Genomic DNA, 25739 nt, shown 5'->3' on the forward strand with positions numbered 1-25739 from the left:
ATAATTTGTTAGTTTTAGTTTAAACCTTTGTAAGAATTTGAACAGATGTCGTCTCAGTCAGGGACATAGAATGTTTTTTTTGGCTTAGTTGAGGTTTTTTGATGATTGTAGATACTACAGAAAACTAAATTTTAGATGTTATCTGTTCGAGTGAAGATATTTTTGGAGTTATAAGAGTTATCATTCTTGCCCAGTCGCGAAGGTTACTGGACTTGATATTACCTGTGATTAGTAGTTTTATTCGACTTTCCCAGCCTCAATTACTTGAGTAATAACTGAAAAGCTACTGAACTAGGTTGTGGTGGGTGTGGGTGTGGGTGGTGCTGTGGCTATGGCTGTGCTCTGGCTGGTGCTGTGGCTGTGGCTGGGGCTGTGGCAGTGCTGTGGCTGTGCTGTGGCTATGCTGGTGCTGTTGGGTATAGGTTTTGTTTTGGATTCGGGTTCGGTTTGGGGTTCTGGTTTGGGGTTCTGGTTTGGGTTCGGGGTTCGGTTTGGGATGTGGCTGTGGTAGTCGTTTGGTTATCGTTGTTGAAGTGCTTGTGGCTGTGACTTTGCAGTCGGTTGGTTATCGTTGTGGATGTGTTTGTGTGGCTGTGGCCGCCGTTGGATATAGTTGTAGATGTACTTCTGGATGTGGTTGTGTAGGTTGCCGTATCCGAGTTATGGATTTGTGATATTTCGCGACTTTGTAGATACTACAGAACTCATATATTTAGTGGATGTAAGTCGGGAAGTACTGGCTCTGGTTCAACGTGGTATAACTGATAAAAGCTGCCCTTTCTATATTAGAAAGAAGGCAGCTTCTACAAGGGGATTCCTTGCTTCCAGAGTTCTTGGAGTTTACCTGCTATATTGGGTAATTCGTTAATTAAATATGGAGCTATGGTTGAGCTTGAGAGCAGCTTTTGAAGTCCATCTGAGGGCATGATGGTGATAACATTGACGGCTATGATGATGATCAGAAGTGCTTCTGCTAAGCCCAGCAATGCGCCGCTCCAACGGTTGATGAAGTTCAGGCCTGGGGTTTTTGCTAGTATATTAAGTGCTCTGCCTACGATGACTAGTGCGAATTTTACACCAAAAAACAATATAGCAAAGGCTAAAGCGTTCAGGATATAGGTATCCAGATTAAGGCCTTTTACGATAAATTCGTATTTTTGGTAATTTTGATAGGTAGGCAGTGAAATTGCGTTTCGAAGCAGAGGGGCGAAATCCCTGTAAAAATAAAATGCAACGAGGTAGGCGAGAACAAAACCTGAGAGTGAGACAATCTGGGCAATAAATCCTCTAAAGTAACCAAGCAGCAGACCCAAAGCTACTATCGACAACATGACATAATCTAATGTATTCATTGTCACTATGGATTACCTGCCAGGACTATCTGTTTCTACAAGTTCGATCCACTCATTGTATTCATTCTGCAGTTTAGCATATTCCTCGCGCAGCTCTTTATACTCTTCTTTGATGTTTTGAAGCTCTTTTTGCTGAGCCTCGTCGTTCAAGCTTTGATGCATTAATTCTTCTTTTTCTCTACGTGCTTGGGCTAAGATCCGTTCTTTTTCTTCTTCAAAATGTTGAGCAAGTGCACTTCGTTCTAATTGCTGCTGCTCTAGTAAGGCATCAATTTGAGCTTGATATTGTGTAATAATTGTTGATTTTTGGTCTTCAAGCTGTTGAATAATGTTTGTTTGTCGTTCTTGAAATTCCCCAACTAGATTGCCTTTATCTTGCTCATAACTCAGTATCTTAGCCTCTGCCTCGTCCTGGTATAGGGCGGTGAGTGTTTCTATTTCTTCTTGGTGCGAGGTTGTGAGTGTATCTATCTCCTTTTGGTGCGCAGTTGTGAGTGTTTCTATTTCCACTTGATGTTGAATTGTAATATTATCTATTTTCTCTTTATGTTGGTTTGAAATTGTACTTAGTTTTTCTTGAAGTTGGTTCCTAATAGTATCAATTCTCTCTTGATGTTGCATGTTTATGATTTCTTTTTCCTGCAGATGCTGCTGCATGAGTGCTTCTTTTTCTTGTTGATATTGCTGATTTAACATTTCTCTGTCTTGTTGGTGGATTTCTGAGAGTGACTGTTTTTCGACTCTGTGCTGTTCGTTCAGCTTTTGCAGCTGATGCGCCTTTTGTTGTTTCTCCTGCTCCAATTGTTGCTTTGTTTGTTGGTGTTGTTGTTTTTCTTGGTCTAGCTGTTGTCTTCCTTGTATTTGTTGACGTTTTTCCTGCTCGAGCTGTTGTCTGACTTGTTCTAGTTGTTGTTTGATTTGCTCTTGCTGCTGTTCGGCTTGTTCTTGTTGTTGTTTAACTTGTTCTTGTTGTTGTTTAACTTGCTCTTGTTGTTGTTTAGCTTGCTCTTGATGTTGTTGTTTAACTTGTTCTTGATGTTGTTTAGCTTGTTGTAATTGTTGCCTCAATTGCTCTTGTTCTTGTATTGCTTTCTGAACTTCTTGTTTCATTTGCTCTTGCGTTTGGTTACCTTGTACTAGTTTAGCATTTTGCTCACTTATGTATGTTTGTTGTTGCTCGTATTCTAGTTTCATTTCGTTAAAGTTAACAATTAATTTGTCATAGGCAGCTTTTGTTGCTTCTTGGTTCTTTTGAGCTTTGGTCAGTTCTTCCATGATTTCATTCATACGGAAGCACTCATCAGCCATGTTCACGGCAGCCAGAACGGCGATTCTCTGTGAATCTAACCGCGGATAGCCCTTGGCAATACGAAACATTTGTTCATTTACGTATTCAGCTACTCGCTTCATATAATTGGTGCTGGTACTTGCTTTTAATTTGTATTGGTGTCCATATATATCAACGGTAATCCTCGTTTTATCTTCAGCGTTCACTTTTTTATATCCTCCCTTAGATGAAAGGCTGGCCCTATCGAGTGTAATTTCGATAAGACCAGCCTGTTTTCCTGCAACTTAAATGAAAGTTAGACTATTTTCTTAACTCTGCCTCATATTGTTGTTCAAGGGTTTGCACAACTTTGGCATGCAGCTCTGTTACTTCTTCATCCAACAGCGTTCTTTCTGCGTGACGGTATACTAAGGCAATGGCTACGCTCTTGCGATTTGCGCCTAAACGCTCTCCGGTATAGATATCAAATACTTGAATAGATTCTAACAAGTCTCCGGCAACTTCGGTGATGGTTTGCTCCATAAGACCTACTGGTACACTAGAGTTCACTACTACCGCAAGATCACGTCCAATGGACGGATAACGCGGCAGCAATTTATATACAATTGCATCTCCAGCAGCTTCCAAGATTGGGGAAAGTTCAACCTCAAGTACATAAGTGTCGTCAAGATCACGCTGTTGTTGAACGGTAGGATGCAGTTGACCAATTCGACCTATGACTTGCTGACCCTCAGCTGTGTTCAAGAGAAGCTCCGCTGTTCGGCCCGGATGGAAACCATCTGGTGATGCTGATTTATAGGTAAGCCCTTTAACGCCTAAGTAGTTTACAAGACGGTCAAAAACACCTTTGATATCATAAAAGTCGACAGTTTCTGACTTCTGAGCCCAATGCGCTTGATGGCGTTTGCCTGTCAGTACAATGGAGAGGAGAAGCTTCTCTTGCGGCAAAGCTGTAAGTGTAGTCTCATCCGTGATGAATACTTTGCCGATTTCGAAAATAGCCACATCATCCATCGTGCGGTTACGATTGTAGCTAACAACGTCTAGCAGATGCGGAAGCAAGCTAGTACGCAGTTGGCTGCGATCCTCGCTCATTGGCATAGCGAGCGAGATTGGCTTTGCTGCTGGATATAGACCCGGCAGCGAAACGGTCTGATCCGGCTGCGTGAAGGAATAGGTGATGACTTCATGCAGTCCGCTTTGAGTTAGGAGATTCCGAGTGATGCGACGGATCGACTGCTCTTTGGTCAATGAGCCGGGCGTCGTCACGCCGGTCATTAAGGTTGTCGGGATGTTGTCGTAGCCGAACAGGCGAGCTACTTCTTCGATCAAATCGACATCCCGTGTGATGTCTCCGCGGCGGCTCGGCACATGCACGAGCAGCTTGCCTTCGCCTGCCTGCTCAAAGGTGAAGTGCAGGCGCTCTATGATTTGACCCATCTCGGCCAAGGAAAGTTCAGTGCCGAGATAATTGTTTACACGGTCAGCTGCAAGCTCGATGCTGACTGGCTTGTGTGTGCCTGCTGCGGCTTGGACGATGCCGTCAGCGACTTGACCTGATGCGTACTGAGCCATTAACGCAGCAGCACGGTTTAATGCCGGAAGCACGGCTTCCGGGTTTACTTCTTTCTCGAAGCGAAGACTCGCTTCAGAGCGGAGCCCTAGCTGGCGCGACGTTCGGCGTACAGAGCTGCCTGCGAACTTGGCGGATTCAAGCAGAATCCGTGTGGTGCCTTCTGTCACTTCAGAGTTAGCGCCGCCCATAACACCGGCAATCCCTACAGGCTTCGTGCCGTCTGTGATGAGCAGCATGTGCGGCTCTAGCGTACGCTCCACATCGTCGAGCGTAACGAGCTTCTCGCCGGCCTCAGCGAGGCGTACATCGATGTGGCCATTGTTCAACTGCTCAGCATCGAAAGCATGGAGCGGTTGGCCGTATTCGAGCATCACAAAATTTGTGATGTCTACGATGTTGTTGATCGGGCGGATACCAGCTGCCATCAAGCGGTTCTGCATCCACAGCGGAGAAGTGCCGAAGCGCACGCCTTCGATAAGGCGAGCCGCGTAATGCGTGCACTTCTCTGTCGCTGTGATCTTCACACTGATGCGATCAGCAGCTTTTACTGCGGCTGTTCCAGTCCCTTGAAGCGCTGCTTCCACATCAGGAAGTTTGACGTCGCGTCCGAGGATCGCCGCGATCTCATAAGCAGCTCCGAGCATGCTCAAACAATCGGAGCGGTTTGGTGTCAGGTCAAGCTCTAACACCTTGTCGTTAATAGCAAGGACATCCAGAATTGAGCTGCCAATTTCGGTTTCTTCAGGCAAAACTAGGATGCCTTCTTGAATTTCCTTCGGCAGCAGCTTATCGTTCAGACCAAGTTCTTTGGCTGAACAAATCATGCCTTGTGACTCTACGCCGCGCAGCTTAGCGCGTTTGATTTGCAATCCGCCAGGAAGCACAGCTCCGATCATAGCGACAGGCACCTTTTGTCCGGCATCAATATTTTTAGCCCCGCAAACGATTTGCAAGTCTTCGCCTTGTCCGGCATCAATGATACACACGCTTAATTTATCTGCGTCTGGGTGTTTTTCGCGTGATTTTACAAATCCAACGACGACGTTCGTTACACCCTTATTACGATCTTCCACGATATCCACTTCGATGCCGCTTCGGGTCAGTTTTTCTGCTAATTCCTCGGCTGTGAAGCCTGTTACATCTACATATTCCGATAACCATTGATAAGAAACCTTCATGCTTAACCCCTCCTTTTCCTGATGCTTACAAGTGTAAGAATTGCTTTAAGAACCGCAAATCGTTCGTGTAGAAATGACGAATATCTTCAATGCCGTATTTCAGCATCGCAATGCGCTCAACACCCATTCCAAATGCAAATCCTGTGTATTCCTTCGGGTCATATCCACCCATCTCCAGAACGCGCGGATGTACCATGCCCGCTCCGAGGATTTCTAACCAGCCCGTTTGTTTACAAGTACGGCAGCCAACGCCGCCACACATCGCACAGCTCACATCAACTTCAACGCTTGGCTCTGTGAATGGAAAGAAGCTAGGACGCAAGCGAATTCTCGTCTCTTTGCCGTACATTTCTTGAACGAATTGAAGCAAGGTTCCTTTCAGATCACTCATCCGTACGTTACGGTCGATGACCAGACCCTCGATTTGAGTAAACATATGGGAATGTGTCGCATCATCGTCATCGCGGCGATATACTTTGCCCGGACAAATGATTTTGATTGGAACTTCCCCTTTACGTTTCTCCATTGTTCTAACTTGAACTGGGGAGGTTTGTGTACGCATGAGAATTTCATCTGTGATATAGAATGAGTCCTGCATATCGCGAGCTGGGTGATCCTTCGGCAGATTAAGCGCCTCAAAATTGTAGTAGTCCTGCTCTACCTCTGGGCCTTCCGCTACGGTGTACCCCATACCAATGAAAATATCTTCAATTTCTTGAATAACTTTGCTTAAAGGATGCACGGCACCTTGCTGTGATGGACGTCCCGGCAGGGTTACGTCAATCATTTCTGCACGCAATCTGTTCTCGGTTTCTTGCTGTTGGTATGCTGCTTGCTTCTCTTCAATAACGGTTTCAATCGCTGCACGAACGTCGTTCGCTACTTGGCCGATAACCGGTCTTTCTTCCGCACTTAATGCGCCCATACCGCGTAGTACCTCGGTTAACGGCCCTTTTTTACCCAAATACTTAATACGTAAAACGTTCAGTTCCTGCTGACTTTGTACGCCGCTTAGCTCTTGCAGCGCTTCCTGCTTCAAAGCTTCTAACCGCTCTTTCATCGAAATCCCTCCTGAATTAGGCCCCTTAATCACCCTAAATGAAAACACAAAAAAGACTTTCCGCTCCCTTACAAGGGACGAAAAGCCGTGGTACCACCCTAATTAGATTCGTTCACTGGCATATGCCAAAAGAAACGATTCTCACTTCATTTCAGATAACGGACGTTGTGTCCGGTTCCTTCTATTTAGAAGCCATTGGTTAAGCTTCCGTTCAAAGGACTGCTCGGGAGCGAACTTCAGCAGCCTGATTCTCGGGGATAGCTCTCAATCATCGGCTTTCCCTCCCTGTCAAGAAGCACTGCGTACTCTTCTCCGTCAAAGCATTTTCACGTATATGTATCAATTATTATATGCAAGATATGCCGGATATGCAAGTTAACTAGCCTGGGTACTGAATTTACCTGTTGACTTCGAATCATCAGCGGCGTATATTTTATTTAAACAGTTTAAATATTAATTCATATAAACATTTTATTGTTTAATGATTTGATACTTTAATAAAGTGGTAAGGAGGTTTTTGAAATGGAAGATGAACTGCTTGCTTATACGAATCGGTTTCGCACAACATTTGAAACAGCACATCGGAAAATTAGTCACACCGTAATTAGCCAGTTAAATTCGGAGTTAACAAAGCCACAAATATTCATGTTATTCATGATTTCTAAAGAAGGCGCTCCGAAACAAACTCATCTCGCTGATAAACTGGGCGTTAAACCGAGTGCGATCACCGTTATGATTGATCGACTTGTCCAAAGTGGGCATGTTATACGTAAACACCATGAGACAGATCGACGGATTGTACTAGTTGAAATAACCGAAACCGGAAAGGCTATACTCAAACAAGCAGAAGATGTCCAGAAAGAAGTCATTGCTCGCGGACTGTCACAGTTTCCTCCGGACGAAATGCGTATTCTTGTGAGTGCCTTTGAAAAGTTAACTAATTATTATTAATTTCATCATATTCAAGGAGTGGTACAAGTGGAAAACATACAAAAAACAGCTTCAGAGAATTCCATAGAAGCAGAAGGACCCGAACTCAAAAATCGAGGTCTCCTGCTTACCGGTCTTATCATTGCTATGCTATTTGGCGCTTTGGACGGTACGATTGTCGGAACAGCAATGCCGCGTATCGTCGGTGAATTCGGCGGTCTTGGCCTCATGGCATGGTTGACTACTGCTTACATGTTGACATCAACGGTTGTCGTTCCAATTGCAGGTAAACTTGCCGATTTAATTGGTCGTCGTGTCATCTATGTTACTGGTCTAGTCATCTTTATCGCCGCTTCTGCCTTATGCGGGATGTCTCAGAACATGACCGAATTGATTTTGTTCCGCGGTTTGCAAGGGCTTGGCGGCGGTATTATGATGCCCATGGCGATGATTATTATCGGGGACTTATTTACCGGAAAACAACGTGCCAAATGGCAGGGCGTATTCGGTGCGATCTTCGGTTTATCATCGGTTATTGGCCCCCAAATCGGTGGTTGGATCGTTGACGCATTGGACTGGCGCTGGGTATTCTACATCAACCTTCCAGTCGGTATCCTTGCTGTTGTCTTAATTGCAATTGCCTTACCAAAGCATAAAGCAACAGGAAAAGTAAAGTTCGATATTCCGGGAATTGTCACCATGATTGTCGGGGTTGTCAGCTTACTGCTCGCTTTAACATTTGGCGGTAAAGATTTCGCTTGGTTGTCTTGGCAAATCATTGGACTTTTTGCATTAGCTATTATATCGTTGGTTTCCTTCGTTATTATTGAAAGTAAAGCCGAAGAGCCAATCCTTCCTGTTCGGTTATTTAAAAATAGAACATTTACAACAATTAACGGCGTAGGCTTCTTAATGGCTGTCGGGATGTTTGGAGCTATTATGTTCGTTCCTCTCTTCATGCAAGGCATCGTCGGTATCAGTGCTTCAGCATCGGGTACAGTGATGACGCCGCTCATGATTACGATGATTGCAGCCAGCGTAGTCTCCGGTCAATTCATTCAAAAAATCGGCGTTCGCAAGCAAATGCTTGGTGGAATGATTATTATGGCTGTCGGCTTTTATTTCCTTAGCACTATGGGCATAAACACGACGAAGTTGATCGCTTCAAGTTACATGCTGATTCTTGGTCTCGGTATGGGGCTAGTTATGCCAATCCTAACACTTGCTTTACAAGAGAGCTTCCCGAAATCTGAGCTTGGTGTCGTTACGTCTTCCAGTCAATTCTTCCGTCAAATTGGCGGTACATTCGGTATGACGATTCTCGGAGCCATTATGAATCACAAGTCAACTGTACTATTGGAACAAGACTTAACTCCTGTTGTCAATCAGCTTCCCGCGGAAGCAGGCGGGCTCGCTACACAAATGACGGATATGATCCATACCAATCCACAAGCTTTATATTCTTCACTGCTAAGTCCTGAGACCCTGGCTAAAATGCCAAAAGAATTCGTGGATCATATGCTGCCAATTCTAAAAAATGCCTTGGTTACATCACTTCACCAAGTGTTTATTGTAGGCTTAGTGTTCGTTTTACTTGGGGCTATTCTGACACTGTTTATCGGAAATATTAAAGTTTCTGACCGTAAATCTAAGAAAACTGATGACAACAAAGAAAATGAACTTTCACCAGGACTCGCTTAATATAAAAGGCTCTTTTCTCTTCATGAGAGGAAAGAGCTTTTTCTTTTTGACACGGAGCAAGCTATAGCGTTTAATAAACTTGGATACCTTAAAAAGGAGAGTGCTCGCCATGAAATATCGCAGACTTGGTAAAACGGATTTGAAAGTTTCCATCGTAGGTGTTGGGACTTGGCAGTTCGGCGGAGAATGGGGACTTACCTACACGCAAGCTGAAGCAGATGCTATTCTCGATCAAGCAGTCTGAACTGGGTATAAATCTGATCGATACAGCAGAATGCTATGGTGACCATTTATCGGAATCTCTAATCGGTAATTACTTATCCCGCCGCAATCGCGAGAATTGGATCGTGGCTACGAAATTTGGCCACCATTTCCACGATCTGTTCACCCGAACAGATGATTTCAGTTCGGAAGACGTCGTCAAACAACTGGACGATTCTCTGAAAGCTTTGCAAACGGACTACATTGACTTATATCAATTCCATTCCGGACCTGATCATTTATTTGATAATGATGATCTTTGGACGATTTTGGACAAACAAGTTCAAGCCGGGAAAATTCGCCATTTGGGAACATCTATTGGCAGTAATGCTAATATTCATCAAACAGAAGCCTCCAGCAAGGTCAATTCCAAAGCCATTCAAGTCGTGTACAACCGCTTGGATCGAGCTCCCGAAGAGCTTGTTTTCCCTTCTTGTGTGAATCAAGATCTTGGCGTTCTGGCACGTGTCCCTTTGGCTAGCGGCTATTTAAGCGGTAAGTATAAGCCTGGCGCGGTGTTCAGCAACACAGACGTTCGCCATCGTCATGATGCCGAGAGTGTGAAGCAGAAGCTTGAGGACGTGCAGCGCATCCAAAAGGAAGAGGTTCCTGAAGGAATGGACATGGCCAAATGGGCATTAGCTTGGTGTTTGAAGCATGATGCTGTTACAACGGTCATTCCAGGTTGTAAAAACCCTGAACAGGTTATTGCCAATGCAAGCGCAACGGAGCTAATCAGCGATAACCATCCGCAGGCTTGGAAAGCTTAAGTGAATGAGGAAGGAATTGACTTCGGAATGAGTCATACACAACACGCAGAAACATGGAAGCAGCTCAAGGAGCACTTGCCTCAGTGGGTTACCGAGAGCAAGGCACATACATCAGACGGACAGGTTGCTTCCTACATTCCTGAACTTGCTAACGCTCCAGCGGATGTTCTAGGTATCTGTATTATGGATGCCGAAGGGAATATCGCTGTGGCCGGCGAATCTGATTTCCGTTTTACTTTGCAAAGTATTTCGAAAGTATTTACGTTAATTTTGGCATTGATGGATAACGGGGAAGAGGTTGTTTTCTCCAAGGTGGGCATGGAGCCTACCGGAGATGATTTCAACTCGATGCTGAAGCTCGAACTCGTCGAACCCGGCATCCCATTTAACCCGCTTATCAATGCTGGGGCAATTGCGATATCATCCTTGATTGCAGGTAGTGGTCCTAGGGAGCAAGTCGAGCGAATTCTCCATTTTTTCCGAGACATCGCTAATAATCCTTCACTTGAAATTAATCAAAGTGTATTTCAATCTGAGTCAGATACCGCACACCGGAATCGTTCGTTAGCTTACTTCCTGAAAGACAACGGTGTGCTGGATAGCGAGGTTGACGACGTTCTCCACGTCTATTTCAGCCATTGTTCCGTCGAGGTGAACTGTACCGATTTGGCTAGATTGGCCCTCGTTCTCGCGCATAATGGCGTAGATCCAATTCGTAATCAACGCCTTATACCGCGGCGATTCGTGCAGATCGCTAAGACGTTCATGTTTACCTGCGGGATGTACAACGCCTCTGGGGAATTCGCCATGAACGTTGGGCTGCCCGCCAAAAGCGGCGTGTCCGGCAGCATTTTGACGATGGTGCCGGGACAGTACGGTATCGGCTTGGTCGGACCAGCGTTGAACCGCAAAGGCAACAGCACTGCTGGCGTTCACCTTTTGGGCACGCTGTCGCAGGAATTTGATTGGAGCTTATTTTAGATTTCGATACGCTAAGTCGTAATGACTAACTTTCACTTGTCTTATTCGCGTAAAGTTGTACTTTGTACAACTTTACGTAAGGCTAATTCACATTTCCCACTCGAATGTTGCAAAAAATACAACAATTTTAGCCAAAAGTAGCTATATTGTCTATAAAAAGGCTAAATTGTTGTACAACATACAACAACCTGAGATTTTCCAGAAGAAATCAAAGAAATTGTTGTACGCAGTACAACTTGCTCTTCTAAATAGGGGTGAGTTTCGGTTTCTGCTATGGCTCTGCTGGCATACACAGCTTAAAAAGAACCTTCCCGACTAATGGGAAGGTTCTTTCGCCTTTTCGGGCATTTTCGTGGTACCTTTGGTACCTCTGGTACTCCTGGTACTTCTGGTACTTCTGGTACTTCCGGGGTTTCTGAGGCACGTCAGAAATAAGATTGGTTAGTTCAACGGAATTAACTGGAACGTCATATTATCCGCGGCGGAATACGGCCATTGAATCATTTTACCGCCAGCGATGAGCGAGTTATCGGCTACATTCAATGCCTTGCCGGATAGCCTGTTAATAATTTTAAAATAACCGCCGCCTACACCCGAAATTTCCCACTGATCATTGAGGGTCGAGCCGAAGTCCCATTGGATCACGTCTTCACCGTCCATCAAGGAGGCATTTCTGACAGCCATAGATTTACCGCTCTTCACATTGATAATTTTATTAAAGCCTGCCGTTGTTGATGTAATCACCCATTGGTCATTTTGCGCAGTGCCGTAATCCCATTGGAATATTTTCGCTCCATTGTTTAAGGAAGCTGCTTCAACGGCAACGGATAAGCCCGTCGATTTGGGTACGATTCGGTACGTTTTACCTGAGATAAAGGAACCGCTCGTTGTTTCTGATCCCGTCAATTTCACCATAACCGTCCCATGTGAAGTTACATTCACTGTGTAGCTGTTGGTGAACGATCCCTTCTCGGTCTTGGACCATAAATCCCTGATGCTAGCTGTAGCATTCAGGCCAAGGCTCGAGAAATTGACCGTCATGTTCGCAGCCGCGCCGGTACGATTTAACAACACAACCGCACGTGTCCCATTAGCCTGCAGTTTTTTGGAGTACACCTGCAGACCTCCGAGATCGCTTACTAATATGCCTTGGCTGCCAAGCGCATCCTGATTTACAGCAATTACTTCAGAATTCATCAGTGTATCTTTGGTAAATTGGCTCATTGTGCTCAAATTATTTCCCGCAATTAATGGCGAAGCCATAATCGTCCACATCGAGAAATGCGAACGGTATTCCGTATCCGTCATGCCTCCGCCGAAGACGGCGCCAGTTCCATAATTGCCGACCATGAGCATATCTGCGTCATTCCAGCCTTTGGTAGGCCCCGCAAAATTGGCAAGCGGAGCGTTCTGATCAATGATCCAAGTTACTCGGTCCCAGTAGTCGAAGATATCGTCCGTTGTCCTCCACATATTGCCCGTGGCCGCACCCCACACCCATGGTTTGTTGATGCCCCAATTGCAAATGCTGAATAGGATAGGCCTTCCCGAGTTAGCGAGAGCATCCCGAATGATCGTATACCTGGTTTGCGGATCCATGCCTCCATTATCGCACCAGTCGATCTTGACGTAATCAACGCCCCAGGAAGCAAACGTATTCGCATCCTGCACCTCATGTGAATACATCCCCGGTTTTCCAGCACAAGTAGTGAACCCAGCATCCGTGTAGAGACCGAATTTCAAGCCTTTGCTATGCACATAGCTCGCAAGTGATGCCATCCCGCTTGGGAATTTGACCGGATCGGCAATTATGGTACCGTCGCTGGTCCGACCTGTCTGCCAGCAATCATCGATCACAATGTACTTGTATCCAGCTGCCTGCATACCGCTGCTTACCATCGTATCGGCCGCTTGCTTAATTTTCACTTCATCCACGTTACAAGCATAGAAGTTCCAACTATTCCAACCCATTGGCGGAGTTGGCGATAAGCCATTATTTAAGGCAGATGCTGTTTGCGGAGCGATGCTGCCAGACAGCACAATGGGCAAAGCAAGCAGGAAAGCGAGTAGGATTTGCACGATAAAATGAATTTTTTTCCGAGTCGATTTTCTCATAAAAAACCTCCATTTTGGATTTAAATTGGGCTTACAAGCCATAAAGTTGATCTACATTCAGCCAGTTATTGTTTCCTTTCGAGGTGTCATAACCAAGTTGTATCGTATTCGATCCTGTTTGAAGGGATATGGTCATAGAAACAGTATTCCAACTGCTCCATCCGGAAGTTCCCGTAAAGTTCAAATTAGCAGCCACGTCTACACCATTTACTTTGACGTATCGGCTTGCATTGCCGGCGGCCGCTGCATATCGGAATGTAATCGTCTTTGTTCCTGCATTATTCTGATTCACATAGAAATCAAGCGATGTTCCGTTCGTATTCCAGCCTGCGACATAGCCCCGGCCATTAAAGCCGGTCTGTGTGCTTTCGTTGATCATGCCAACACCGCTGGCTAAGGTGCGCCGGGCATTTTCCGCTTCATAAAGACCGTTCCCCGCTATATTGCCCGTATAATTATCCGGAGAAACGAATTGAAGAATAGAAGCACCCGCAGCCGCAGTCAGGCTTTGGATATAGGCGGAACCAGTTGGAGCCGTCCAATCACTTCCGATAATGCCATCCGAAGTTCTTCTATGATTCCATGCTTGTGTAGCATTTTGCTGCAAAAAGTTTAGATATTGCGATTGGCCTGCTTGTACGCGAAGCTGATTCAGATTGCGGGCAAAAATCATTTTAAATCCGGGAGCATCATTCTCCCCTTCGTACATCAAGGTAGTAGCCGAAGTCATTTTGTCTATCACATATCCAGCTGCATTATTCGCATCCGTTAGGTAGCTGCTCGTACCAGTAGCCCCATATAAAGCGGTCGCCGCTCCAAGAAAAGTTCCGTAGTTGTAGGTGAAATCCCAATCCTTGACGATACCCGCTCCAGTACCTTCCATATGATCATTTACTTTGCTTCCATTGACCAACTTCGTTTTGATCCAAGTGTACATTTGCTGGGCTTTCGTAAGATAAGTGCTGTTATTATAGGCATTTCTTAGTTTAATAGCCGTCATTACCATAGGAGCATTGGAAGCCATATTTTTCTGAGCATTGCTGCTGGTTGCCGGGTTCGTTGCATCCTTTCTCCACCAGATTCCTCCTCCATAATAAGTCGTATCCCAGTAGGCATAGACTTGATCGAAAAGGAAGGACCCGCGGTTCAAATATTCTTGCGTACCGGTAATTTCGTATGCACGCAGACAAGCAAGCGCCCACCAGCCAAGATCATCATTGAATTGGTTATCAATCATATTCGTATATTTTGCATTGAATCCGGTGTAAATATCATCGATCATTGTGCGGTAAGTGCTGCTTCCCGTCCGCTGATAAGCATCCATGACCGTCTCCCACATCTGAGCCTCCCACCAGAAATCGGTGTACAGTCCTCCATTCGGTCCAAAAGCATGTGCAGCATGTATGAGATGATCGCTGTTCGTGTAGAAGTATTTAGCGTTAGCATCGTAGAATACGTTTACTAATGAATTCATCGCGGTGTCAGCATTCGACGCTGTGAAAGCAGATGCACGATTCGAACCTCCCCAAACGGATAGGAATAGGGCCATTACTAAACTCACACTTAACCATTTGACAGCTGATTTTCTTTGCATGATCACATAAAACAACTCCTTTTCTCACTTAAAATTAGTTGTTGTGAATGCGCTTTCAAAAATGTAAATTTCACCTCCTTTCCGCACCCATTTGTCTCTATTTCTGTGTTATTAATAAAGGGGCAGATTTTCGGCTGCCCCTCTTCTCAATGCCTTAATTCTGTTTCAGCAATCCTTGCTTCTCCAGCGCGGCCATACGCTCCAGGAGCATAACGCCGCTTAGATTTACGCTCAAATCCTCTGCAGGCTCAGGTGTTGCCGCCCATGATTTACTGAACATGACGCGCTGCTCATCTCTCCCGTATTTCCAGAGACTGTCTGCATTCGTTACAAGAAGCTCAAGCGACTCCTTCTGACCTGGGTCAGCAAGAACGAGCTCCGTCAAGTAACGAACGTATATACCTTTGAATAATCCGCCGTCGCCATTGCTTTCACTAGGCAGCATGCCTGTTGCCGGACTTGTCAGTCTGAGCTTCGACGCTTGCGCAGTCCGAGCCGCATCCGCCAGATAGCTTTTGTCCCCAATCGCCTGAAACAGCGCAACTCCTGCTCCGATGTAAACACCTTGGCAATAGGAGAATTCCCAGCTCTTATCAATCTTGCCATCCCCTTCGCGGTTTTTCCCATCCCAGACGAAGCCCGTATCCGGATCAACGAGATTGGCCTTCTGCCAATCGTAAATCTTTTTCGCCCAAGCTAGATCCTCCGACTTGCCGAACTGCTTATACAATCTAGCAGCTAGAATGACAGCAGGCGCATTCGCCGGCGTATTCTTATAATCAAGCTGCGGCTTGCGCCATGCAATGCCTCCGCCTTGCTCTTCGTTCCATCCCGTCTTAATATCTTCCCAAAGCTCAAGTGCGGCTTCCTTATATTTCTCATCGCCAGTAGCGTTATAAGCACGGAGCCATGCTAAAGCCAACCATTCCATATCATCGTAAAAATCATTCGGCCATACGCCGCCATTGCGGTCCAAAATTCCCTGATACATGTTCGCCAGGTAGCCCTTATACACCGCATCGCCAGTTCTAGCATAAGCGTCAACCAGCGTATCTACACCATGCGCTTGCCACCAATAATGGAACTTCTCATTGCATAAATCGTTGCAAGGCGACAAATTATCGAATAAGTTCAGTTTTCCGTTCCAATATTGCTTCAGCAGCCCGGCTTGCGCTAGATCCGCACGCTGCTCCCAGGTTTCTCTCTTTGTGCTCACTTGCACATCGGTCATTTTATTGTTTTTGTCCATTGACTCCACTCCCCAGCTAGCAGCCACGATGATGCCTATCCCAACAATCATCAGGGCTATGATCATTTTTAATCGAATTGTCAATTCGCTTCACCTATCTGTCCGACCTGCGTACTATCCTTTTGTTCCTGTAAAAGCGATTCCTTGCACAAAATACTTCTGCAGCAGCAAGAACAAGATCAGTATCGGCACAACCGCAATTAAAGCACCTGCCATCAACGGGCCGAAGTCGACCTGTTTGTTATAAGTAAAAGCAGCTAAGCCTAGCTGAATCGTTTTCTTGGCAGGGTCGTTAAGCATAATGAGCGGGCCAAGAAAGCTGTTCCAGCCTGCTTGAAAGGTAAAAATACCGAGTGTAGCCAACGCCGGCTTCGCGAGCGGAATATAGATGTTCCAAAAGATACGAAGCTCCCCGCTGCCTTCAATTCGAGATACTTCTTGCAAATCACTAGGTAAAGATACGAAAAATTGCCTCATAAAAAATACCGCAAAGGATCCCGACGCTCCTGGCAAAATAATCGCCCAAAATGTATTGAGCAAGCCATTGCCGCCATCGCCCATCCAATCATTTCCACCTATGAAAGGAATGTGCTTCAGCACGAAAAATTGCGGGATCATCGTCACAACACCAGGGATCATCATGGCAGCAAGCAGAATTTTGAAAATCGCATCTCTTCCGCGGAAATGAAGCTTAGCGAAGGCATAGCCGCTTAAAGAGCCGAAAAGCAAGTTGAAGAGTACGCCCATGAACGCAAGGTAAAATGAATTCCAGAAATATAGACCGAATGGAACGAGCTCAAATGCCTTGCGATAATGCTCCATCGTTATGCTGGAAGGAATCCATTGAATCGGCAGCATGAAAATCTCTTCATCCGGACGGATGGAAGTGATAAGACTCCATACAAACGGGACGACCATGACGATGCAGACGGCGATGGAAATGATATACAAGATTGTCGTTTGCCAATAGGTTTGTAGCTTCATTTGCCATCCCTCCTAAATCACGGATTCCTCTTTGTTTAGTCTCATATTAATGAGCGAAAACACTAATATAATAATAGACAGCGCAAACGCCATCGCATCCGCGTAGCCCATCTGGAGCTGGTTGAAGCCCTGCTGATAAATGTGATACACCGTTGTTTTCGTCGAGTTGGCGGGACCGCCCTTGGTCAATACGAAAGCCTGGTCAAACAACTGCAGCGCACCAATAATGGCCATTGTACTTACGAAAAAGGTGGTCGGCCTCAGCACTGGCCAAGTAATATAGCGAAAGGACTGCCAAGCATTAGCTCCGTCCAGCTTTGCGGATTCATACAGATGATCGGGAACCCCGTTAAGTCCCGCTAAATAAATGATCATGTTCGATCCAACGGATTGCCACAAGGTCACTAACACAATGGACAGCATGGCGTAAGGCATTTCAGCCAACCAGGAAGGTCCTGTGATTCCAAACTTGCTCAGAATATCGTTCACGAGTCCGAACTCGGGGTTTAACAGCCATATCCATACCGTAGCCGCAGCAACGCCAGAAGTTAACGTTGGCAAATACCCGGCTGTACGAAACAGCTTTACGCCGAAGCGGCTGCGCATAAATAGCAAAGCCATCGATAAAGAGATGGCAATATTCAGCGGAATATAAAGAACGGAGTAAAACAAAACGTTCTTCAGAGTCGTCCAAAAGATGTTATCTTCAGCTAGACGCTTATAATTATCCAATCCAACGAAATCGTTTTTACTTACAATGTCATAATTCGTGAAGCTTAGATAGAATGCCATGATGACCGGAATAATCGTAAAAATAATAAATAGCAAAATCGTCGGCGTAATAAAGAGATAACCCATCCTAGCTTGATGTCGACCCAGCTTGGTTATCGATGCCAAGCGAATTCCCCCTTCCACAAAAAGGGAGGGATGCCCCTCCCCCGCATTTCTAGTTACTTCCCTGCTGCGTTCTGATCCAGCAGCTTATCACCTTGCTCTTGCCCCTTCTTGAGCGTCGTGGCCGCATCCTGCTTGCCTTGAATGAATAGCTCAATATTCGGCATCAGACCGTCGCCTTCCATTACCGAGTATCCTGGATGCTGTGGACGAATCTTCGCGAATTCCAGTGTATCCATGAATGGCTTCCAGTTCGGATCGTCCTTGAAGAACGGATCCTGCAGCGCCGGTTTGAAGCCTGGCAGGTTTAAGCTTGTTTTCGCCCATAGCAGCGCGTTGTCTTTATTCGCTAACCACCATTTCTCGAATTCCCATGCCTCGTCTTTATGCTTGGAGCCCGCTGGAATCACGAGCCCGAAGCCGCCCATTACGCTTCCTTTGGCACCGCCAGGTCCAGCTGGAGGAGGCACAACACCGAAATCAAGATCCTTGCCGTATTTCTTATAAGTTGAAAGCATCCACGGACCTGTATAAGTCATAGCTACTTTTCCCGTCACAAAAGCATCCGTACCTTCACCTAGACCTTTTTCAAACCCAACTTTATACACCTTATCCTTATTAATCAGCTTATCCCAGAAGTCCAATACTTGTTTGCCTTGTTCATTATTGAAATTCGTCTTCTTCAGATCGCTGGTCACCATAGATCCGCCTGCTTGCTGCAGCCACATATTGAACAGCCCATTATCCTGCATCGACATACCGGAGCGAACCAGCTTATCGCCTTCCCATACCGTTAACTGCTTAGCCGCATTCTCCAGCTCATCCCAGGTTTTCGGCGGCTGAAGTCCTTTCTCAGCAAACAATTTCTTATTATAAAATAGTGCGCGTGCATCAACCGTTAATGGAAGGCCATACAGCTTACCGCCAGAGGAAAACTCCTTCAAGGCTTCATCGTAATAATCGCCACGGTTAATATTGTCTTTCTTCAAATAATCGTCGATCGGGTGAAGCACGTTCTTGGATGCATACAGCGAAGTCCGCCATCTGTCCCAGAACATAATATCAGGCGAGCCGCCTGAGGTAGCCGCTGTCAGAAACTTCGTGATCATATCTTCCTGCAGAACATATTTAACTTTAATCTTGTCTTGCGATTTATTGAATGCATCAGCCATCATCACAAACTGCTTTTCACCTTCTCCGCCCCAGTCGCCCCAGAACGTAATTTCAACAGGTGCTGCTTTGGTGGCGGCTGTCGATGCTCCCGGTGCTGTCGTGGCCTCAGGCTTTTTGCTATCAGCCGGCTGATACCCGCCAGTTTTCGTGCTGCATGCTGCCAAACTAAACGTGAGCGAGAGAGCAGTTAAAACGGTCATCCATTTTTTCATGTTTCTTCCTCCCTTTTTAAGTAAACGTTACAAGTGCAGTTGCTATGTTAATAGGGGTTCCACCCCCTGTATAACCTAAGATGAGTGCGATGCGTTCACGCGATCTCTCAGAAGCTTCTTAATCGATAGGCCGCATACGTCTAACACCAACTCACTGAACATGGAGTTCGCCCAGGAGAACCATGGCCGCGTATATTGCGATGGATCGTCCACGTGGAAGCCCTCATGCATCAGGCCCGTTCCAGCATCCGTGTCGGCTAACATATCAAGGATACGCAGCTTTTCCTCCCGACTTGAAGCCGTAAGACCTTGAACGGCCAGGGAAATATGCCAAATGTAGCGATCCGGCGTATGCGGACTTCCGATTCCCTGAGCCGCTTTACCTTTATAAAAGTAAGGGTTTTCATCACTAAGTATAAAGCTGCGTGTATGCTGATAAACTGGATCGGTTTCGGCGGCATATCCCAAGTAAGGGATTGAGAGCAAGCTGGGTACGTTGGCATCATCCATCAGATTGAAGTTGCCAAGTCCGTCCGTCTCATATGCAAACATCGTACCGAGCTTGGGATGCTCGATCGTCCCGAATGCTTCTATTCCCTCCTTAATCTCAGCGGCAAGCTTAGTCGATTCAAGGATAAGACTGGCATCCTGCCATACCTGCTCTGCAATTTCAGCGATATAACCTAGCACCACAACGGCAAACATGTTAGCTGGAGTCAAATATCCGTACGAGCAAGCATCGTCGCTAGGGCGAAAACCTGACCAAGTCATTCCTGTATAGCCTACTGGACTGCCCTTTCCATCTCTCGTTAACGTGTCTGTCAGAGGACAATTCAATCGTTGGAAGCGATAAGGAGACTTCGTTTCATGATCTTGTTCAATGCGCCAAAGATGAAGGATCTCACGTACTGCAGATCGATAGGCATCATTGAAATGTGCGGTTCTCCCTGTTGCTTTCCAAAGTAAATAACTGAGCTGAATAGGATAACACAGTGAATCGATTTCGTATTTACGCTCCCAGATCCATGGGCTCATTTGGGTCAAGTCCTGCTGATGCCCTGCGCTGGTTGGCTCTATATTAAAGGCATTGGCATACGGATCTAGTTGAATATATTGCATTTGCCGCTTAACCACACCCTCAATCATATCCGCCAAGCTGGAGTCCTCACTCGCTAGAAGCAGATAAGCTCGAACCTGAGCCGATGAGTCACGGAGCCACATGGCTGGTATATCACCGGTGATTACGAAAGTTGATCCATCCTGTAGTCTTTGAATCGTTGTTTGATACGTGTTGGAGAAGCAATCGCGGAACATGGCAGCTAGCTTCGGCCTTTGTTCCTTCAGTAACTCGTCACTTACTTGCTCAATGAGTTTACTCATCGATGCAGGTAACTTAGCCTCATTCATCATCGGGTTCGCTCCTCTCTATTCCGATAAATAAACCGCTTACATTTACGATTATATTGGTATGTATACAGCATGTCAATATATATTTATCATACTATTTACATATCATTTAAATTGGTTGATATACCAATCAAAAAGAGACTACTAGATTAGCAGTCTCAAGTGTCGAATCCCTGATGATGAGTACACCGATCATTTGGAGGGTCCCGTTGACTCCCCAATGATTAGTTTGGCTTCCAGGCTTATTTTATTGGCTACCTTCTCGCCTTGTTTCAGCTTTAGCACATTCTCTACAGCGAGCTTGCCGATTTCATCCTCGGCTTGGATCAGATGGGTAAAGCGATAGCCGCTGCCAAGCGTCGTAGGAGGGCTATCAAAACAAATAATGGAAATATCTGCAGGTATCTGAAGTCCCATTTGTTCCACGGCAGCCTTGGCTAATAGAGCAATATTATATTCCATAGCGAACAAGGCGGTAATTTGCGGATTGCTGCGCAGGTGTTCCTTAATCATATCGATATCTTTATCGATATTAGGTGAATGAAATGAATTGGGCAGCGTAGAGGTGATTTCATCTAACCAGAGCGACCTGTCAACCATGACCCCGCGTTCCGCATGAGCCCGTACGAAGCCTTCTATACGGTCCTCAATAGCTGTTGTATCCATAGGCGGCGGCGTAAGTAAGCAAATCTGCTTATGCCCCAAATCAAGTAAATAGTCAGCACCCGTGCGAGCAGCGGTTATGTTATCCGTACTAATCGAAGCCGCGGCTACCCCCTTGAGATGACGGTCAACGAGAACTAAGGGAAATTGCTGTATGACCAATTTAAGAAGTTCATCATTATAGAACTCCCCTTGTGCAGGAAACACAATAATGCCATCCACGCCTAATTCAAGAAACGATCGAATAGCTTTCACTTCATTTTCAGGCACACCAAACGATCTGCGCAGTACCAGGAAGCTATCGTGCTCAGCAGAAGCCCGCTCCATGCCATAAATCATCTCCGTACCGAAGGTATTGCCGAAATCCGTTATGACTAAGCCGATCAACGTATGCTTGGTTCTCTCACCCGTAGATGGTCCTTCAGCCGGAATCCCCCCTCCTTCCATGACAAAGGAGCCTCTCCCTGGCTTACGCACGATGAGACGCTCTTCTGCGAGCATCTCCAGCGCCTTTTTACTCGTAATACGGCTTACGTTATATTCATCCGCCAGTTCCTTCTCGGAAGGAACGCGGTCTCCAACGTTATATTTACGTTGTATAATTTCTTCACGCAGCGTTTCGAATATTCGCTCGTAAATGGGTCTTGAATCCGTTGACAATGCTACCTACCCCCTGCACCCAACCAAATGTTATATCATACGATACCATTAATATATCATGATATACGCAATTTGAATAGAGTCAGAAGGGATGAAAAAAAAGGGGCACAATGTGCCCCTCCTCCTAAGTCATCCCTATTGAATGGCTTGTTTAATCCGATGTAATGCCTCAATCAGATCATCAATTTCCGTTTCATTTAAACGAATGGTTACATAATTAGGCGAGATGCCGCCATCGTTGATCTCCAGCAATGCCATTTCATCCTGGTTATCAAATTTGACCGACAAATGTTCTTTGTCGAGCACTTGAATCCATGCCATTATCGCCACCCACTTTCAGCCATCATGTATTTAAACCTTTTTAATACACCATAAATTCTTTGTTGTACACCGTTTCATTATCATCCGCATCCATGACACGCATCTCTAATTCCCAATTGCCGCGGAACGGCAGGTAGGCCCCCTGTGCTTTATAGCTGAATTTTACAAAGCCGTATGATTCTTCTTGTGTGTTATCCTCGAACAAGGTTACTGGCACAGAAATTGGCGCCATTTCTTTATCGTCTAAATAATGAAGCAGCATGAGCACTTGCTTCGGTTTCCCTGCTTTTTCTGGGAGCCATACTTTTGCTACAAAGGTATTGGTACCCTGGATTTTAGGCGTAATATCCGCAGATACATGGACCTTCTCGCCCATCTGATGCCACTGCAGCGGCTCATTAACAGGAATTGGCGCCATATATGTGATGAGCCCAACCAGCAGCACGATAATCACCATAAAGGTAAGATCAACCTTAATCCAGAGAACCGATTGTTTGGCCTTCTGTTTGCGCAAATTGAGCCGAATAATAAAACCAATGAGTATCACAAGTGCTACAGCACCAATTTTCACAAGCATCAATATTCCCCACGACGTGTAGAGCAAGTAACGCAAGTTTGGCAGGAACAACAAGACGGATAAGAATCCGGACAGGGTAAGTACAAGGATGGAGATCAAAGCCATTTTCGAGAATTGCTGCATATAGGAACTGACATCATCACTTTTTTGACGCCATTTTGCATAGAGCAGCACTAAGCCCCCAACCCAACATGCCGCGCCGAGCAAGTGAATAAAATCCAGCCCGATTGTCGCCCATAAGGGTGAAAAAGACGCCGCGTGACCGCTAAAGCTTTTCACCGCTAGGAAACATAAAGGCCATAATAAATCTAGCCACTTTGCCCTACCTATAAGTACAAATCCAAGGAAGGATAGTACTAGCATAAGCGCCCAGGAAATACCGATACTGGTTGCACTAAATAGTTTCCAAATCTCCTCCACCCCACCGCCACCAAGCAGATCTTCGATGTGCGTGAAAATGAGCAGCAGTAAGGCAACTAATTGTGCGCGCTGAAGATTGAGAGTCCAAGCTGAAAGTGATTTCCGGGTTTCAGTCCCGCTTGCTCCCAACAACCTTAACCAGATAACCCAACCTGTCAACGCCAACATCATCAAATACCATAGGCCGCGAGACGCATATTGCAGGATATCTTTCGTTGTTAACTGACCCGTCCCATGATTGTGCCCACCGTATACGGAAGGCAGATCAAGAGCTTCTTCTTGCGGCGGATTGCCAATCGTTATCGGATAACTCCCTGCAACGGGGTGACCGTCAGCGGAAATGACGTGATAGCTGATCAAATAAAAGCCCTCAGTTAACTTCGGCAGATCAAGAACTAATCCTGTCTGCTCTTGGTTCATATAAGCTTTATTCCTTGTTATTTCGTTACCGTTATGATCCAATACTTTGATATAAAAGAGTCCTGCATCTAACTGTTCATTAAAAGTAACAGCAACTTGAGGGGGGGAGCTTTCAAGCTTGGTGCCCGCTTCAGGTTGAGCCTGTACTAATGACGCATGAGCAGAGGCTGTCTGAGGAACAGCAACTGCGCTCAAGAGAATAAAGGCGAACATACATATAAGCCATGTAGGTATGAAAAAGCGTTTAGCCGTATAACGTAAAGATCTTTGCATTTATTTTCCTCTATTCCGAAATCGGTTTACGTCCGGCAAAACCATCCAGTTTGCCATGGTAAAAACGAATTCTATCCTCTCCCTGTTTCCAACAAAGCAGTACTTCTTGTCCATCCATCAACGCGGGAAAATCAATAAGTCCTGTATCTATATCCTTGAGCTCTACACCTGTAAGCTGAAAATTGTGAATAAGTCCGCGAGCTTCAATTTGAAGAAATTCCAGCTCTGCTTCCATGACGAAAAACGGGTCCTTCTCCGCGCCGGGTTTCTCAGCATGCTCGTTTTTCTTCATACGGAGCTCTGCATATTTTTCTTCAAAATTCCGCTTCAATGCTTGCATTTTCTTCAATTCCTGATCGACAAACGGCAGCATGTCATTTGCCTCTTCTAAACTGAACCACTTTTTAACCGACATCTCGCACCTCCGTGCCTTCATTTTATCAAAAAAACAGTTCAACTACGAATTCTACAAATGAGAATGAGGATGCTCATGTGAGTGCCCATGCTCGTCCACATGAGTAACAGACAGCTCCGCATAACCTACACCCTTGAGTACTTGAATTCGCTGTTGCAGCTCTCTGAGCTTCTGCACCTTACCGCGAACAACTAGTATTTCCAAGCATTGCTGATGATTTAAATGGATATGCATCGTTGAAATAATCGCAGTGTGGAAATCATGCTGCAGCTCCATTAAGGTAATCGGCAAATCACGAATATGATGGTCATACACCATCACGATCGTTCCGGCTACAGTTTCGTCCGGCTGCATACTGCTAGACGTTAACAGCGCTTTGCGCGCAAGATCACGTATGGCTTCTGAGCGATTATCATAGCCCTGCAAGGCAATGAGCCGGTCATATTGCTCTATGAGAGATTGCGGCATGGAGATTCCAAAGCGCACAAGATTTTCTTTATCAGACATCCGCCCACTCCTTTTCGTATATCATTTCCTATACCCTTACTCTAGCAGAAAGGAGCTCTGTAGCAAACCTTACCCGGAGCGAATTCGCAAAACCGGTCACTTTCGATGAGAAAATCCCCGCTATAAGCAAAATAACAATCAAAATGCCGGATCCTATTGACAAGGACCCGGCATTTATTAGTTCTAGTGTTATCCATGAAATTGATAATTAGGCAACTATTCATGTTTGTAATTCTTATTTTATAAACAGGACAACCAACGTAAGAATGATTAAAATAACGGGCATACTTATTTTTGATACAGGATCCTTAATACGTAGATGCGTTATGACGGCTCCAACCATAATTACGACCAACAACCATCCGCCGAAAACAACAAGTCGATCGTTCCAAATTCCTGCAACCAGAAGTGCGGCACCGGCAATTTCGAGCAAGCCAGTTATTACCCTAAACCACTGAGGCATCCCGTAACGTGTGAATTCATCCACCATTTGCTTTGAGCCTAGCTTCAAAGCTCCAAACATCAAAAACCCAAGTGCTAAAACGATTTGAATAATAATTGCTGCAATACTCATGCTAAACTCTCCTCTTTTTTACCTAATCATAGATAGACTACAAATAGATATCCTAATAATATTATAATATACACTAACATTAGGGTATTTATTTGTCAACAATTTTCAACATGGCACTGCAAAACTCCACCCAAATAAGGAAAAACCGCCAGGGAAGATCACCCTGACGGTCCTTTTTGGTTTT

The 25739-nt window shown here is 45.5% G+C and carries 20 protein-coding genes and 1 pseudogene; 4 read left to right on the plus strand and 17 right to left on the minus strand.

Annotated elements, in window-relative coordinates:
- Positions 1-803: 803 nt before the first annotated feature.
- The 4 genes from ACBP55_RS31280 to pheS all read right to left on the minus strand — a co-directional run bounded on the left by ACBP55_RS31280 (position 804) and on the right by pheS (position 6454).
- On the minus strand, positions 804-1352 hold the full coding sequence (locus ACBP55_RS31280; protein WP_464653473.1) for a CvpA family protein: 549 nt from the start codon (positions 1350-1352) through the stop codon (positions 804-806).
- A 12-nt stretch (positions 1353-1364) separates the two neighbouring features.
- Positions 1365-2846, minus strand: a complete 1482-nt coding sequence (locus ACBP55_RS31285) for a cell division protein ZapA (RefSeq protein WP_464647240.1) — start codon at positions 2844-2846, stop codon at positions 1365-1367.
- Between the two features lie 94 nt (positions 2847-2940).
- A complete protein-coding gene (gene pheT / locus ACBP55_RS31290; RefSeq protein WP_464647242.1) occupies positions 2941-5394 on the minus strand; it encodes a phenylalanine--tRNA ligase subunit beta in 2454 nt (817 codons plus the stop codon).
- Positions 5395-5419: 25 nt separating this feature from the next.
- Positions 5420-6454 (minus strand): phenylalanine--tRNA ligase subunit alpha, encoded by a 1035-nt coding sequence (gene pheS, locus ACBP55_RS31295; protein ID WP_464647244.1) that lies wholly within the window; start codon positions 6452-6454, stop codon positions 5420-5422.
- A gap of 522 nt (positions 6455-6976) precedes the next feature.
- On the opposite strand from pheS, the gene ACBP55_RS31300 reads away from it, so the two are divergent.
- The 4 genes and pseudogenes from ACBP55_RS31300 (at position 6977) to glsA (ending at position 11097) form a co-directional block, all read left to right on the plus strand.
- On the plus strand, positions 6977-7405 hold the full coding sequence (locus ACBP55_RS31300) for a MarR family winged helix-turn-helix transcriptional regulator (protein WP_464647246.1): 429 nt from the start codon (positions 6977-6979) through the stop codon (positions 7403-7405).
- A gap of 63 nt (positions 7406-7468) precedes the next feature.
- Positions 7469-9085: an MDR family MFS transporter gene (locus tag ACBP55_RS31305; protein ID WP_464653474.1), complete on the plus strand. Its 1617-nt coding sequence runs from the start codon at positions 7469-7471 to the stop codon at positions 9083-9085.
- Positions 9086-9194: 109 nt separating this feature from the next.
- A pseudogene (locus tag ACBP55_RS31310) lies at positions 9195-10116 on the plus strand (aldo/keto reductase).
- Positions 10117-10143: 27 nt separating this feature from the next.
- Positions 10144-11097 (plus strand): glutaminase A, encoded by a 954-nt coding sequence (glsA, locus tag ACBP55_RS31315; RefSeq protein ID WP_464647248.1) that lies wholly within the window; start codon positions 10144-10146, stop codon positions 11095-11097.
- Between the two features lie 441 nt (positions 11098-11538).
- Here glsA and ACBP55_RS31320 read toward each other — a convergent pair whose 3' ends face one another.
- The 13 genes from ACBP55_RS31320 to ACBP55_RS31380 form a co-directional block, all read right to left on the minus strand.
- Positions 11539-13212, minus strand: a complete 1674-nt coding sequence (locus ACBP55_RS31320; protein ID WP_464647250.1) for an alpha-galactosidase — start codon at positions 13210-13212, stop codon at positions 11539-11541.
- 31 nt (positions 13213-13243) lie between these two features.
- Positions 13244-14806 (minus strand): glycoside hydrolase family 76 protein, encoded by a 1563-nt coding sequence (locus tag ACBP55_RS31325; protein WP_464653476.1) that lies wholly within the window; start codon positions 14804-14806, stop codon positions 13244-13246.
- Positions 14807-14960: 154 nt separating this feature from the next.
- Complete coding sequence (locus ACBP55_RS31330; protein WP_464647252.1) at positions 14961-16139, minus strand: glycoside hydrolase family 76 protein; 1179 nt, start codon at positions 16137-16139, stop codon at positions 14961-14963.
- 30 nt (positions 16140-16169) lie between these two features.
- Entirely contained in the window at positions 16170-17039 is an 870-nt protein-coding gene (locus tag ACBP55_RS31335) for a carbohydrate ABC transporter permease (protein ID WP_464647254.1), read from the minus strand.
- Between the two features lie 12 nt (positions 17040-17051).
- Positions 17052-17897, minus strand: coding sequence for a carbohydrate ABC transporter permease (locus ACBP55_RS31340; RefSeq protein WP_084160062.1), 846 nt, complete (start codon positions 17895-17897; stop codon positions 17052-17054).
- Positions 17898-17989: 92 nt separating this feature from the next.
- Entirely contained in the window at positions 17990-19318 is a 1329-nt protein-coding gene (locus ACBP55_RS31345; RefSeq protein ID WP_464647256.1) for an extracellular solute-binding protein, read from the minus strand.
- 75 nt (positions 19319-19393) lie between these two features.
- Complete coding sequence (locus ACBP55_RS31350; RefSeq protein WP_464653478.1) at positions 19394-20725, minus strand: glycoside hydrolase family 125 protein; 1332 nt, start codon at positions 20723-20725, stop codon at positions 19394-19396.
- Between the two features lie 192 nt (positions 20726-20917).
- On the minus strand, positions 20918-22048 hold the full coding sequence (locus tag ACBP55_RS31355) for a GntR family transcriptional regulator (RefSeq protein WP_464647258.1): 1131 nt from the start codon (positions 22046-22048) through the stop codon (positions 20918-20920).
- A 135-nt stretch (positions 22049-22183) separates the two neighbouring features.
- Positions 22184-22369 (minus strand): hypothetical protein, encoded by a 186-nt coding sequence (locus tag ACBP55_RS31360; RefSeq protein ID WP_464647260.1) that lies wholly within the window; start codon positions 22367-22369, stop codon positions 22184-22186.
- A gap of 40 nt (positions 22370-22409) precedes the next feature.
- Positions 22410-24059, minus strand: coding sequence for a copper resistance CopC/CopD family protein (locus ACBP55_RS31365; RefSeq protein WP_464647262.1), 1650 nt, complete (start codon positions 24057-24059; stop codon positions 22410-22412).
- Positions 24060-24069: 10 nt separating this feature from the next.
- Positions 24070-24474 carry a DUF2203 family protein gene (locus ACBP55_RS31370; RefSeq protein WP_464647264.1) on the minus strand — a complete coding sequence of 135 codons (405 nt, stop codon included), beginning with the start codon at positions 24472-24474 and terminating at the stop codon, positions 24070-24072.
- Positions 24475-24525: 51 nt separating this feature from the next.
- Positions 24526-24981, minus strand: coding sequence for a nickel-responsive transcriptional regulator NikR (gene nikR / locus ACBP55_RS31375; RefSeq protein ID WP_464647266.1), 456 nt, complete (start codon positions 24979-24981; stop codon positions 24526-24528).
- A gap of 235 nt (positions 24982-25216) precedes the next feature.
- Positions 25217-25555, minus strand: coding sequence for a DoxX family protein (locus ACBP55_RS31380; RefSeq protein WP_464647268.1), 339 nt, complete (start codon positions 25553-25555; stop codon positions 25217-25219).
- Positions 25556-25739: the final 184 nt, after the last annotated feature.

Source organism: Paenibacillus sp. WG02 (genome assembly GCF_055396115.1).